The organism is Aureimonas sp. D3 (assembly GCF_001463805.1).
In the GTDB taxonomy this organism is placed as follows: domain Bacteria; phylum Pseudomonadota; class Alphaproteobacteria; order Rhizobiales; family Rhizobiaceae; genus Aureimonas; species Aureimonas ureilytica_A.
This window is the reverse complement of the sequence record NZ_BBWM01000060.1, coordinates 1-12,341: the sequence shown is the minus strand read 5'-3', so window position 1 is coordinate 12,341 and position 12,341 is coordinate 1. Positions and strand designations below refer to the sequence as shown.

Sequence of the window (12,341 nt, the reverse complement as noted above, 5' to 3'; positions counted from 1 at the left end):
GCAGACCTGTTCGGCCTACCCGATCCACCGCCAACGGCCCGCAAGCCGAAGCCCGCCGCGCGCCCGGCTGCCGCTTCACCGATCGCCTGCGTCCCTGCTGACACGCCAGCCTGGCCCGAAATCGGGCCGCAATTCGGTACGCCGGAATGGGACCGCTGCCGGTGCGGCCGCTGGGCCTCGCTGCACTTCCCTTTCTTGGGCGGCATCCGCCGCTGCAACGCGTGCGCCAAGGCCGAAGGCCTCTGGACGCCGTCTCCACCAATTTGGGGCGCTAGATCGTGACCCTCTATTATGGCAACGTCCCCGTTCCCTTCACCGCCTCCTGGTCCAGCGAAGAGGCCATGACGATCGCGCCTTGCCGCTATGCCGGTGCGCGGCCGGCTGTCTGTCAGGCCATTTCGCCCGGCGTCGGCCGGCCGCTCTTCGCCAAGCCGCATATGGTCCGCCAGCGGCAGGCGATGGCGCGGGATCTCTGCAACCTGTGCGGCCGGCCGCTGAAAGGTCGAACGAAGGTCTCGCTCTCGCACGCGTCCGTGCGCTTCAACGCGGCCGAGGGCTCGGCTGTCCTACAGGTCGAGCCGTTGCTCCATCGCGAGTGCGCGGCCGTGTCCGTGCGCCATTGCCCGTCGCTCCAGCGCGACATTGCCGAGGGTCGCCTCGACGTGCGGCGCGTGACGCGCTCGCGCGTCCAGCTTGCGCAGCTAACGGGTGCGGCGACCATGGAGTTCTGCGGCGTCAGCCGGCCGGGCACTGTTGGTCACGCCAAGATCGAAATCCTGTCGTCCGTCTCCATGCCCCTCGAATGGTTGCAGGGGGCAAGCAGTCCATGACCAAGCGCGCCGGCCCCCGCTACGCCATCATTCCAGCCGATGCGGTCACCGACCCCTCGCTTCAGGGGCCGGACCTCAAGGTGTTGGCTCTTCTCGGCCGTCATATCGACCGCAAGGGCTGGTGCGTGCGTTCTCAGGGGCGGATGGCAGAGGAACTGGGGATCGCGCGCGGGACGCTTCAGCGCGCCCTCGGGCGGCTCGTGTCGGCTGGCTATGTCGAGGTGAGCCATGAAAAGCGCCGGGACGGTGGGCAGGCAGCCAACCGCTACCGCGTCATCCTCGACGATCAGGCCCGGGCGGATCAGCTGGACCTCTTCTCCGACTTCGGGACCGATGCCGTTCGGGCCGAAGCTGAGGCACCCCCTGCCTCACTGGCGAGGCACCCCCTGCCTCATTCAGGCGAGGCACCCCCTGCCTCACTCAAGCGAGGCACCCATAAGGAACGACCCCTTTCTTCAACGACCCCTTCCGATATCGGAGCCGAGCCGCGCGCACGCGACGTTGCAAACGACCATCGTTCCGAGCCGGTGCCGACCCGGACGGAACCGCCAGCGGGTGCCGTCCCGCCGGTTCGTCTCAACGTCGAAGCCGTGCCGTTCCTGCCCAACCTGCCAGCCACGGCGGATCGCTCCGACCTTGCAGCGCTCCAAGATCGCCTCGAGGCGACCGCCGGGGCCATGATGGACCCGACCGCCGGCACGCTCGGCGACGTATCAGCCGTTCTGGGCTGGATCGTCGCCGGCTGCGACCTGGAGCGGGACATCCTGCCGACCATTGCGGGCCGCGCCGCGACCCATCGCGGCAAGGGCATCCGCAGGTGGGGCTATTTTGCGGAGCCGGTGCTGGAGGCCTTCCAGCGCCGCACCGCTCTCGCGGCGCGCATCGCTGCATCGGCCGAGCCGGCCACGACCATCATCCCCTTCGACCCGAAAGGCGCTTCCCATGCCGCATCATCCCGTTTCGCGCTCGAACCAACCGGAGGCCGTTTCGCAGCTGCAGCCGCAAGGCGCCGACGCGGGTTCGTTGGCGGCCCAGCTGGAGGCGAGGATCGTTAAGGTCGCCCCTGGCCTCTACCGGTTTCCGGCCGGCCGTGGCCTGACGGCCAATGATCGCCAGGTCATCACCTTCGAGACCTTCCGGCTCAGCGGTCTGCTGGCCGAGACGGTGCCGAACGACGGCGGCCGGGTTGTCGAGGAGATCGCGGAGCAGGTCTGCGCCTCCTTCGTCGCCAACGACCGCAAGAATACCGATCAGGCCATCTATGATGGTTACGCCATCGCCCTGCCAAGGCGCGCTGTGGCGGCCGTTTACGAAGCCGTGCAGCGCATCGTTCGCGATGAGGCGCCGCCGGAATACAGCCGCAAGTTCCGCCCCCAGCCGGGCGAGATCGCGCAGCTATCGCGCGCCATCGAAAAGGAATGGGCTTTGGAGCGCGCGCGGCTTGAGCGCCTGCTGACGCTGGAGGAGCAGCCGCCATCCCCGCCCGAGCCGGAGATGACGGAGGAGGAGAAGGCCGCCGTCCGTGACCGAGCGCGCCGCTTGATCGCGGGCGCGGCGCATCACCGAAGCGCCGGGGTGCAAGCATCCGAAACCGGAACGTCGGCCGGCGCGCGGGTGGCCGCTGACATTGCTCGCCGCAAGGCGGAGCGAGGCGCGCGGGATGAGTGAGCATGAGCGGCTATAATCAGGTCAAGCTTTGCTCATCCACTCATAACGCAAAATGCTATTCGCGCGGGCGTATTCCCAGATCGTAGATGGGGCAACCCGCAAAGCACCGAGACAGGCTAAAGCAGTGAGCCTGCGTCTGGAATGTGAACTGTGGCTAGCGGAATAGGCGGCGCCCAAGCCTCCGCAGCAGTGAACTTAGACGTAACGGCCTACATTAAGAGGTTGTGTTTGAGTTTGGACCTATTTGGAATGCGTCTGAAACCGTTTTAGCCAACCGCGTCCGCAATCTGGGTAGCTTCTTAATGAGCAGAGCACGTGTCGATCTGTACAGGCGTAAACTCGCATCGGTGCTCGGATACGCGAACGATGAAGATTTTCTGCTGATGTGTTGGTCTTGTGACGCACTTCAGAGTGGTCGCGCTTCTGAAGCTAGGCCATACATATTTTATCCTAAAGAAGCGGTGACGGAAGATTTAACATCGCCCTATGCGGTCCACAGATGGCGGATCGAGACGTTGATCAATGAGTTGTTTGCAACCCCCAAACCACACTCCCGCGCTGGGGAGCGGGTTCGCTACCTGAAATGCAAAGAGTTCGGCGCAATGTCGCTTTCGATGAATGCCTTATCCAAATACGAAAATGCATACGATGGGCAAGTATTGAAGCGAATAAACGTTCTTCAGGAAATGCATCGTCTAATCCAAAGGCAATTTGATTGGCAAAATGGGTACATCAATAAACCGCAGTTTTATAGAGCGGCATTTTTGTATGGAGGAGAAAGGTCTAGGGCTGCATTTGAGAATAAATACGAATGCACAATTTCTGATTACATTTGGGCGTGTTTTGCTCTGATCGCTATCTTTTCCACGCAGCCTCTCGTATCCAAAACACTCGATTTGCAGGGAGTCAACGTTAGTCAGAAAACCTTAGCGTTGGTCTTTTCGAAGATTTCTATCGATTTGGAAGAAGCAAGGTCGTACACAGCGCGCATTCGCGCGGGGTATGGCCATCCCTCCTATAAGCGTAGCATTCTCCGCCAGTTTCCCCTAATCGGAATTTCCAAGAACAGGATCATTTGCCCTCTTCTGGAATTGCTTGCTGCGCGAATGTCGTCAGGTATTTTTTATGACGTGATTGGCTTGGGTGCCGATATTCGCAATGAAATTAGTGATAGGTTCGAACAATACTGTTTTGATCTCATTCAGATCGCTCTAGGCGGTTTTGCAGTGGAGAGGAGTTGGAAGTACAGACCGATCGGAAAGAAGGACATCGACACTCCGGATATTATCGTTAGCGATAACGAAAAGGTCTCAGTGATTGTTGAATGCAAAGCGACAAGAATGAGCTATGAGGCCAGATTCTCTGAAGACCCCATTGCGTCCGCCGCGCGCGGTTATGGCGAGCTTGTGAAGGGGGTTTTTCAAATCTGGCGGTTTGCTTCTCATCTGCGCCGAGGTCTTGTTCCTGGGCGAGAGCGGTCAAAGGATATCAGCGGCATGGTGCTTACCTTAGACACTTGGCTTAGCATGGTTGAGCCCATGCAACAGAACGTTCTTGAGCAAGCAAACGCTATGGCGGACGAAAAGGACCCGTCGATCACTTTTGAAGACCGCATCCATGTGCAATTCGTACCGTGCAACGACCTGGAATTTGCCTATCAAACGCAGTCCCAAAACTCGCTTTTCGAAGCCATAAAAGGTGCAATCGGTAAGAAGTACGAGGGTTATCTCCTATCAGCGGTGCATAGAGAAATGTTTCCTAATGCAGTGGATGTAAACGCATATCCCTTTGGCGATAGGATTGTAGACTTGCTTCCATGGTGGGGGGAGCTCGAAGTCAGACGAAAACATAGAAAAGACGGTGGGGCATCGTTGGGCTAGCCTCTCATCGCGCTACTGGAACTTCAGCAAGACGTGTCGTCCATGCGGGACTCTTCATCGCCCGCTTCGTGTCGAACGATCGTGCGCCGATCCCCGCCGTCCCGAGCGCCAGCGTCTCGCGTCCATAGCGGGAGTTCACCGCGTCCATGACCGACATCAGGTCCGCGCCTCGGCTGTCAGTTGCGGCGAAGAGGTCCGTCTGCTCCCGGCCGATGTCGCACAGGTCTTCCAACATTACACCGCACTTCGTGTAGACGCAGCCCTCCTGCCACATGCTCTCCACCATGCGGGACGCCCAGCGCACGATGACGCGCGTGTCGTTGGTTGGCGGCGAGAGGCGGCAGGAGCGCTGCGAGGAGGGCGCGTTCGCCTTGCGGCCGTTTCCATGCGCAAAGCCGATCAGCCGGCCGGCCACCGACCCCTGCTCGCGGATCTTCTCGGCCGCGCGCGCCGCGCGCCGCGCCATCGCCTCGCGCAAATCCTCGATCGTCGTGACCGGCTCGCCGAACATGCGCGTGACGGCCGTCGCTTGGCGCTTTTCGGGCTCGATGACCAACTGATCGTCGCCGACGCCGTTCAGTTCGCGCACGAGCCGCTCCAGCACCACCGTGCCGACGCTGCGTGCTTGATGCGGGTCCATGGCCGCGAGATCGGCCGTGGTGCGAATGCCGAGCGGCGCGAGGCGCTCCGACAGCGCGCGGCCGATGCCCCAGACCTCGGACACGGGCCAATTGCGAAACAGATGCCGGCGCAGGTCGACGTCGTGCAGATCAATGACGCCGCCGAACACCTTCTCGCCCGCCTTGGCGAGGCCGTTGGCGACCTTGGACAGGGTGCGCGTGGGGCCGAGCCCGATGCGCGTCGGCAGGCCGGTGTCGCGCTTGACCTTGGCGATGACGGCGAGGGCGGTCGCGATGTCACCCAGCCCGTCCGCGCGCACAGGCAGACGGAACCAGCTTTCGTCGATGGAATAGATTTCGATCTGGTTCGAGAACTCGGAGAGGACCGCGTTGAAGCGGCGGTTCATGTCCGAATAAAGCTCATAGTTGGAAGAGCGCAGTGCGAAGCCGTGCCGCTTGATCAGTTCGCGCATCTTAAAGACCGGCGCGCCCATTTTCACGCCGAAGGCCTTTGCCTCGGCCGAGCGCGCAATGGCGCAATGGTCGCCGTTGGACAGCACAAGAACCGGCACGCCGCGCAGGGCCGGATCGAAGACGCGCTCGCTCGACACATAGAAGTTCTCGACGTCCACCAGCGCCCAGGTCATCGCTGATAGTCCCGCACCCCGGCGCGCACGACGCCCCAGATCTCCACGGTCTCGTCGCAGATGCAGAGGGGATAGCTCATGCGCGCGTTGCGCGGTTCGAGATAGCCGACGCCTTGGCGGATCACGAGCTGGCGGCAGACGAACCCGCCCTCGACGATGGCGATGACGATCGAGCCATTGCGCGCCTTCGCGTCCCGATCGACGACGACGATGTCCTGATCGTTGATCCCGGCGTCCGCCATGCTGGAGCCCGAAATGCGAAACACGAAGGCCGCCGCGCGATCGAGGCGCAGAAGCTCGATCAGGGACAGCGCATCGTCTTCCCAATCCTGCGCAGGCGAGGGGAAGCCGGCACCGGCCGACGCCACGACCCGCAAGCGGAAGCCGGGTGGGACGGCGGTGAGGGGCACAGGATGGTTGGTGTTGGGGAGCATGCGTGATCCTGTCGGCGATTCGGTTCGTGAACCGAACATAACGGGAACAGCTTGCTTGGGAATAGATACCTTATGCCGCTGTGGATTGCGGGAGGCAAGTGTTGCGTGGTCGCAGCCGAAAAGCGCGAATCGCCTGTGAACTAGGAAAGAAAGCCGACGATCTGCTTTGATTATCGCAAAGGGCTGCTCCATAATGTGCGGGCATTACCCGACGGGCCGGCTCCAGTGCCGAGGAGCAAGGCCAGCATGCCTGAGAAGACCCCCGCCGAATTCACCCCCGGCCAGACGAAGACCCTTGATGCCTCGACCGATGGCCGAAGCCCCCGGATCGCTTGCGGCTCGTTCGCCAAGCTTCCGTTCGCGCGCTATCGCGAGCGCGCCCGGCAGCCTGTCCAGTTCCGGAATCTCGGCGTCGATATCCGCATGGCCGAGGTGGACAATCCTGCTTTCACCAAAGCTTCGCGCGAGAGCGCGGACAATCCGCGCACCGTCACAGCCGCGCGCAACTCCAACGAAAGCCCGCTGGTGCGGCTGGAGCACATGGGATCGATCGACGCGCGGCAGGCGCGCGCCGGGCACATGTTCCGCCAGCTTTACGAGCGCATGATGGGCGGGCAGCGCTCGCCCTCCTTCCTGCAAATCCGCGTCGATGGCGGATCGGCTCCCGATGCGTTCACGGACAGCCGGGGCCGGGCGTCGAGCCAGTTGCGGACGATCTCGGAGGAGATGACGCCCGACGATTATGCGGTGGTGCGGTTCGTCTGCGGCGAAGGCCGCTCGCTTCGAGAGCTCGACAAGACGCTCGGCGTGCGCAAGGGCGGCGGCAAGCTGCGCCTCGTGGCCGCGCTGGACAAGTTGTCGGACGTGTTGGGGCTTGGGAAGCCGAAGGCGAAGGATGGCTAAGTCGCTCACCCCCGCTGGCGTGTCGCCCGAGATGCTCCACGAGATGGCCCGGCGCGTGGAGCGCCTAACGGTCTCCCGCCGCGACCCGGAGGCATTCTTCGTGGAGCGGTCCGAGATCGCCGACGCCTTGCGTAAAGAGGCGTGGAAAGCGGAGCGTGAGGCGCGCGAAACCCCAAGAACATAAGTGAAGCTCCCCGTCTCCCAACACGCCACAAGAAGCGTCCTCAGCCAGCGAAAGGCTCAGTCAAGCGCCTCAACCTAAGATAGTTTAGAATCCAACAGGAGCGTGTGTGATGACGAGCATCGCAAATCTGCTACAAAATCGCTCACCGAGCGGCGAGAAGCTTGGAGTGTCTGCAGATCGCCCCAGAATGATAACCTCCATCGCCGAAATCTATTCGCGAGGAGGTTATAGGATGAAGCCGACAACCCATGCGATTTTCACCACCGGTGAAGCTCTGAAGCCGGAGACCCAGGAGGAAAGGTCGAAGCTCAACGGAACGCTCTCGCTCGCCGACTTGAATGAATATCGGGCCAACAACGGGCTCAAAACGACCCTGTCCCAAATCGACTTCGACACGCTGCTCAAGCGAACCGAAGGTCACTTCGAAGATTTCAAGACCGATGCGACGATGAACTATCGACGCAACCTATACCTCAGGGACATGAGCGAGGATTTCATCCCAAACGGTCGCTCATAAGGGCACGGCTTCCACAGACGCCATGCAACTTTGCAACCAAAAGCCGGTTCCCAAACGCAGCATGCTTTAGAGCTTGACAGGCGGGGTCGCTAAGAGCATAAAAGGCCTACGGTCGGAAGAAGCGCCAAAAACGCTTATCCGGCCTTTTTCATGTCCAATTGACGGTTTGTGGCGCGCCGGAAGCGCCCGATCAGCTTGCCGGCCGGGATGGTCCCGCCGGCGAGACGCCCGGCCTGGCGGTTGATGCGCCGGGGAGACGGACCCGGCACGGTCCTGTCTCCCCTATAGGCCTAAATGCTCGAACCTTCGTATGGGACGTCTTTCTCAGTGCGAGAGCTTCAGCTTACGAATTTCAGCAGCCTCTTCTACCGATACCCAACGTCGCTCTTTTGCAATCAATCGGTGAAGTAGCCTGTGGCAGCATGCGCATAGAAGAGCCATATCGGACAACTTTGTAGTCACTTCGCCTTCAGCGGTAGATAGCGGAACGCGGTGGTGCGCTTCATATTGTGCTTCTGCTAGGCTACGATCTTCGAATCGCTCACCTGGGCCACACATTTCGCAAACCAACGGACGATTTGCCATTTTTGCTAGAAGTTTACCTCGCAAACGGGCATCTCTATAACGGTGCCTAGCAGTAAGCACCTTTCCCTCGGTGAAGGTTTCTTCGTCCGACACGCTGATTGCGAGATCTGGGTCTTGCAGGCGTAAACGTAAAAGGGCCGCTAGTTCGCGTAGCTCCGTATAGCGAGTAGGAGGGAACTCGCTCACTACCTGACGATCTCCGATTGAGGAGGCTAAGCCTCTGTTTGGGTCAATCGCGGAGAGAAGGTTCTGTAATTTAAGGGCGACCCCATCCACGTTGCGAAAATTGTCACGGCGTTTGTCCATAGGATGGATGTTGATCCTCCTAAGAAACTGAGACAGTTCGATGACGTCGCGGTGTCCACGATCTACGGGGCGGCCATCATGACGAGCCAGCAACTCGAGCGCTAGAAGTGTTTCTTCTTTCGTCCAATCAGGATTTCCTGCGCCCTGCGTAACTGGCATCGCTAGACCTTTCAAGTTGCTGCACACCAAAGAAGCGCATTACAACCAGAAAGGAAAGCCTCGAATTTCACGCAAGCAGAGATCGTGGAAATTGGGATGAGGAATGGTTTCCCGCCAGATGATAATTCTTGCATCTGTCAATGCTCCATAAAGCATGCTCGGGCGCAGGTGCATGTCTTACGGATCGAAGAAGGCGCTCTGGTTACATTAATACTTCCGGAGCGGATCAGCTTTGCCGAGCAATGCGCAATAGGTGCGGAATTTGGCAGAGCAATTGGCGAGCTGCCTGTGCGAGGCATATCGATGCTTCTGCTACCCGAAGGCGCGAAAGTGGGTTCGATCGCACAGGGGGCGAAGTCATATGGCGAAGGTTCGAATGCTTCGTCCTTCCATCCCGACGATGGACGCGCGGATCGCCAAGCCCCCGCCGAAGGAGGCAGACCCGCACTACCAGACGCCCGAGCATCGCGAATGGCGGCTTGCGGTGATGCGGCGCGCCAAGTGGTGCTGCCAGCATCCTGGATGCTCGGTCCGCTATCCCGACCGCCTCTTCGCGGACCATATCGTGGAGCTTCGCGATGGCGGCGCGCCCTTCGATCCCGAGAACGGCCAGGCGCTCTGCGGGGCGCACCACAGCAAGAAGACGGCCCAGGCGAGGGCGGAAAGGGCGAAGCGATGAACGAGACGGTGAGACTGATCTTTCAGGAGACGCTTAGAGATCTCGAAACCGTTGCCAGAACCGCTGAGACCGAGGCGGCCCATCTGCACCGCAAAGCGGAGACGGCGGACACCAACGTGGCCGAGATCAAAAGGCGCGTTGAAGACGTCCGCTCGGCGCTGGCCGAGGCTTCCTTGGAACCCTGCGCACCAGCTGCATAGCAAAGGGTGGGGGGCCCGAAAGTCCGCGGTCGGGTAGGGGGCTCAACCGCATGGGTCCCCATTCGCAGAATTAATCCCCCCATGCAAAAACAGGGTGCGTACCAGTACGCAGGGTGACGCGTGCGAACGCCTAGAGCCACAAAGGATTGGAGTGCAATCGAAGCCGCCTATCGGACCGGTACGCAGTCGGTGCGCGACATTGCGGACCAGCACGGCATAACCGAGGGCGCGATCCGCAAAAAAGCCAAGGCATCCGGCTGGTCTCGCCCCGCGGCCGCGCCCAAGCGGCCGAAGAAGAAGGCGGTGATCGCAATGACGATCATCCCGCCCCGCCCGCCCGCCGCGAAGCGCGTAAGCGATCCGTCCGACGCCGTGCAGAGAGGCCGGGATCTGGCCGACCGCATGCTGGACGAACTGGACAGCGTGACGTCCCGCCAGGGTGAGCTCGAAGACATGATCGACGAGGCGACGGCCGGTGACGAGAGTCCACGTCGCCGCGACGCGATGATGCGGGCGGTGTCGCTGCCGATGCGAGCGAACACGCTGAAGACGATCGCGCAGGCGCTGAAGACGCTGGCGGAAACGAACGCGCCGGAAGGCAAGAAGGCGCAAAGGCAGGCGGAGGCCGAGGAAGTGGGCGGCCTCTTCGCCGCGCCTCCGCCCCCAGGTAAAGGGTTCGCGGTGAACTGATGGAATGGTCGACAGCCTGCCCCGATTGGGAGAAGCGGATTGTCGCCCGCCAGTCGCTCATCGCGTCCCCTCCGCTGTTTCAAGACGAGGCCGATGCCGCGCTGCATATCTTCAAGCAGTTGCGCATCGTTGATGCACCGGGATCGCCGACCTTTGGCGAGGCCTGCGGGCAATGGGTGTTCGATTTCGTCGCCGCGATCTTCGGGGCGTACGATAAGAACGAGGGCGAGCGCCTGATCCGCGAGTACTTTTTGCTCATCTCCAAGAAGAACTCAAAATACTGATTTACGCGAAAAAAGACAAATGAAAACAAACGATTAGGCCCCGGAAGGGGCCTTTTCTATGTCGCAGGGAAGGGCGCAGGTTACCCAAATGCGGACTGATGAAAATTGATGAGAATTCAGCAGGTTAAACGCAAGAGCGAATGCCGCTTGGCGCTGTGCACGCGCGACATGGCGCAACATGAGCGCAACATGGAGAGCATCATGGAAGACGTAGAAACCGCCGACCTTCTGTATGGGGTTCCCGCAATCGGAAGACACCTCAAGATGACCGCGCCGGCGGTTCGCCATCTGGTGCGAGCGGGGCACATTCCGACGTTCAAGATTGGGGGGAAAGTTTGTGCACGTCCCTCTACCCTGGCCCGCTGGCTGGTCGAGCAAGAGACTGCCGCTCAAGGGGCGCGCATCGCTAACAAGGCGACGGGAAAGGCGCGGTGATGAGCTATCGAATGGTGCATGTGAGCCCCTGCCTTCGCATGAAGGTTTCGCGCCACTTCCAGGGGGCCGAAGCTCGCATCCATGTTGCGCTGGACGGCCGGCCGAACGGGAACGAGATGTTCACGCCTGCACAGTCCCTCAACGTCGAGCGCCGGCATCTACCGTTGCTGATCGCCGCGCTTCAGGCGGTCTATGACGACACCCGCACCGACAAGCGCCCGCGCCGGCCGGCCCGCGAGAACGAAGACGGCACGCCGAAGGGGGACGCTTGGTGAGCGAGAACCGGAAGCTTCTCGAGACCGTCCCCAAGTACGGCGGTCGCGAAATTCGGATCACGTTCCATACGCGACGCGGCGACCCTGAAATTCGCATCGATGACGCGCCGACCGGCGACAGTCCCGGCCCGGTGCATTTTATCGCCTTCCACTCCAAGCTTGCGCGGGAAGTCGCCTATGCGCTTCTCGACACCGCCGACAAGCTCAACGCTGCCCGCAAGCGTCAGAGAACCGAAGGACGACCGGCGCGCTGAGCGGCCATCCTGGGCCATCTGTGGCCCCTTCGAATGCCACCCGAGAGCATATGGCGCCCGAGCCTGAATTCGGCCGGCGCAACGCTTCCTGACCTCCGCCGCCGATCGGCGCGTGTCGAACCCTTTGGATCGAACCCATGAACACGATGAACCCGCTCGCTCGGGGCGATGGCGCACGCCCGCCCGCCGCCCGCCGCCGCCGATGCGATCCCGCCCGCGCCGTCATCGGCCGGCCGGCGCACGAAGGGCAAACCCGATGAGCCGGCGCACGCTTCGCGTTCTGGTCGGGGACGCGGCGGAGCCCGTCACCATCGTCGGCCGTGACGCCTGGGCGCTCGAAGCCCTCCTATCGGCCGGCATGATCGGTCTGACGCCCATCGATCGGCCGGCCCCGCGCTGGTCGCACTACATCTTCAAGCTTCGCGGGAAGGGCATTCGCGTCGAAACGATCGAGGAAGCGAACCGGGGCGAATTCAAGGGAACGCACGCCCGGTACGTCCTTCGCTCGCCAGTGACGATCCTTGAGGACGTGAAGGGCTGATGCGCGTCAACGCCGACATGGTGCGCAGGCTGGCCGCCTTGGGTCTGTCTGCCGACCAGCTTGCCGGCGTGGTCTCCGTGATCGAGGAAGAGGCCGAAACCCGGCTGGCCGCGAAGCGTGAGGGAAACCGGGTTCGGCAGGCCAAGAGCCGCGCGTCACGCTCTGTCACGCGTGACAGTGATGGTGTCACGCGTGACACCCCTTCCCCCCAAAAAGAAAGTTTCCCCCCTTCACCCCCCTTCAAAGAAAA

At 61.6% G+C, this 12,341-nt stretch carries 19 protein-coding genes; 16 read left to right on the top strand and 3 right to left on the bottom strand.

Going from position 1 to position 12,341, the window contains the following annotated elements:
• The first annotated feature begins 278 nt into the window (after positions 1 to 278).
• The 4 genes from AUL36_RS18690 (at position 279) to AUL36_RS23935 (ending at position 4,378) form a co-directional block, all read left to right on the top strand.
• Positions 279 to 830: a hypothetical protein gene (locus AUL36_RS18690; RefSeq protein ID WP_062223158.1), complete on the top strand. Its 552-nt coding sequence runs from the start codon at positions 279 to 281 to the stop codon at positions 828 to 830.
• Positions 827 to 1,885 carry a helix-turn-helix domain-containing protein gene (locus AUL36_RS18685; RefSeq protein WP_062223156.1) on the top strand — a complete coding sequence of 353 codons (1,059 nt, stop codon included), beginning with the start codon at positions 827 to 829 and terminating at the stop codon, positions 1,883 to 1,885. The genes AUL36_RS18690 and AUL36_RS18685 overlap by 4 nt, the downstream gene beginning before the upstream one ends.
• Entirely contained in the window at positions 1,854 to 2,498 is a 645-nt protein-coding gene (locus tag AUL36_RS18680) for a hypothetical protein (RefSeq protein WP_062223155.1), read from the top strand. The genes AUL36_RS18685 and AUL36_RS18680 overlap by 32 nt, the downstream gene beginning before the upstream one ends.
• Positions 2,499 to 2,722: 224 nt before the next feature.
• Positions 2,723 to 4,378 carry a hypothetical protein gene (locus AUL36_RS23935; protein ID WP_156418470.1) on the top strand — a complete coding sequence of 552 codons (1,656 nt, stop codon included), beginning with the start codon at positions 2,723 to 2,725 and terminating at the stop codon, positions 4,376 to 4,378.
• 4 nt (positions 4,379 to 4,382) lie between these two features.
• Here AUL36_RS23935 and AUL36_RS18670 read toward each other — a convergent pair whose 3' ends face one another.
• Together AUL36_RS18670 and AUL36_RS18665 are read right to left on the bottom strand one after the other, a co-directional pair.
• Complete coding sequence (locus AUL36_RS18670) at positions 4,383 to 5,645, bottom strand: Y-family DNA polymerase (RefSeq protein WP_082655933.1); 1,263 nt, start codon at positions 5,643 to 5,645, stop codon at positions 4,383 to 4,385.
• Positions 5,642 to 6,079, bottom strand: a complete 438-nt coding sequence (locus AUL36_RS18665; RefSeq protein ID WP_062223152.1) for a LexA family protein — start codon at positions 6,077 to 6,079, stop codon at positions 5,642 to 5,644. Before AUL36_RS18665 ends, AUL36_RS18670 begins: the two co-directional genes overlap by 4 nt.
• Before the next feature lie 246 nt (positions 6,080 to 6,325).
• Between AUL36_RS18665 and AUL36_RS18660 the strand changes: the two genes are divergently transcribed.
• The 3 genes from AUL36_RS18660 (at position 6,326) to AUL36_RS18650 (ending at position 7,683) form a co-directional block, all read left to right on the top strand.
• A complete protein-coding gene (locus AUL36_RS18660) occupies positions 6,326 to 6,982 on the top strand; it encodes a DUF6456 domain-containing protein (protein WP_062223150.1) in 657 nt (218 codons plus the stop codon).
• Positions 6,975 to 7,166, top strand: a complete 192-nt coding sequence (locus AUL36_RS18655) for a hypothetical protein (protein WP_062223148.1) — start codon at positions 6,975 to 6,977, stop codon at positions 7,164 to 7,166. Before AUL36_RS18660 ends, AUL36_RS18655 begins: the two co-directional genes overlap by 8 nt.
• Positions 7,167 to 7,275: 109 nt before the next feature.
• Entirely contained in the window at positions 7,276 to 7,683 is a 408-nt protein-coding gene (locus AUL36_RS18650) for a hypothetical protein (RefSeq protein WP_156418469.1), read from the top strand.
• 324 nt (positions 7,684 to 8,007) lie between these two features.
• Here the strand turns inward: AUL36_RS18650 and AUL36_RS23405 are convergent, their stop codons facing one another.
• Positions 8,008 to 8,733 carry an HNH endonuclease gene (locus tag AUL36_RS23405; RefSeq protein WP_082655932.1) on the bottom strand — a complete coding sequence of 242 codons (726 nt, stop codon included), beginning with the start codon at positions 8,731 to 8,733 and terminating at the stop codon, positions 8,008 to 8,010.
• A 376-nt stretch (positions 8,734 to 9,109) separates the two neighbouring features.
• Between AUL36_RS23405 and AUL36_RS18645 the strand changes: the two genes are divergently transcribed.
• From AUL36_RS18645 to AUL36_RS18605, 9 genes are all read left to right on the top strand, one after another.
• A complete protein-coding gene (locus tag AUL36_RS18645; RefSeq protein WP_244497169.1) occupies positions 9,110 to 9,412 on the top strand; it encodes an HNH endonuclease signature motif containing protein in 303 nt (100 codons plus the stop codon).
• On the top strand, positions 9,409 to 9,612 hold the full coding sequence (locus AUL36_RS18640) for a hypothetical protein (RefSeq protein ID WP_062223141.1): 204 nt from the start codon (positions 9,409 to 9,411) through the stop codon (positions 9,610 to 9,612). The genes AUL36_RS18645 and AUL36_RS18640 overlap by 4 nt, the downstream gene beginning before the upstream one ends.
• A 189-nt stretch (positions 9,613 to 9,801) precedes the next feature.
• Positions 9,802 to 10,302: a hypothetical protein gene (locus tag AUL36_RS24410; RefSeq protein WP_202814766.1), complete on the top strand. Its 501-nt coding sequence runs from the start codon at positions 9,802 to 9,804 to the stop codon at positions 10,300 to 10,302.
• Positions 10,302 to 10,586, top strand: a complete 285-nt coding sequence (locus tag AUL36_RS18630; RefSeq protein WP_062223140.1) for a hypothetical protein — start codon at positions 10,302 to 10,304, stop codon at positions 10,584 to 10,586. The genes AUL36_RS24410 and AUL36_RS18630 overlap by 1 nt, the downstream gene beginning before the upstream one ends.
• Before the next feature lie 108 nt (positions 10,587 to 10,694).
• Positions 10,695 to 11,021, top strand: a complete 327-nt coding sequence (locus tag AUL36_RS18625) for a hypothetical protein (protein ID WP_244497168.1) — start codon at positions 10,695 to 10,697, stop codon at positions 11,019 to 11,021.
• The gene (locus AUL36_RS18620; protein WP_062223138.1) at positions 11,021 to 11,296 is read left to right on the top strand and encodes a hypothetical protein; all 276 of its coding nucleotides are present in this window, start codon (positions 11,021 to 11,023) and stop codon (positions 11,294 to 11,296) included. The genes AUL36_RS18625 and AUL36_RS18620 overlap by 1 nt, the downstream gene beginning before the upstream one ends.
• The gene (locus tag AUL36_RS18615) at positions 11,293 to 11,550 is read left to right on the top strand and encodes a hypothetical protein (protein WP_156418468.1); all 258 of its coding nucleotides are present in this window, start codon (positions 11,293 to 11,295) and stop codon (positions 11,548 to 11,550) included. Before AUL36_RS18620 ends, AUL36_RS18615 begins: the two co-directional genes overlap by 4 nt.
• 256 nt (positions 11,551 to 11,806) lie before the next feature.
• The gene (locus AUL36_RS18610; protein WP_062223134.1) at positions 11,807 to 12,091 is read left to right on the top strand and encodes a winged helix domain-containing protein; all 285 of its coding nucleotides are present in this window, start codon (positions 11,807 to 11,809) and stop codon (positions 12,089 to 12,091) included.
• Positions 12,091 to 12,341, top strand: a 251-nt coding sequence (locus AUL36_RS18605; RefSeq protein ID WP_156418467.1) for a hypothetical protein, incomplete at its 3' end; no start/stop codon positions are given. The genes AUL36_RS18610 and AUL36_RS18605, both read left to right, overlap by 1 nt.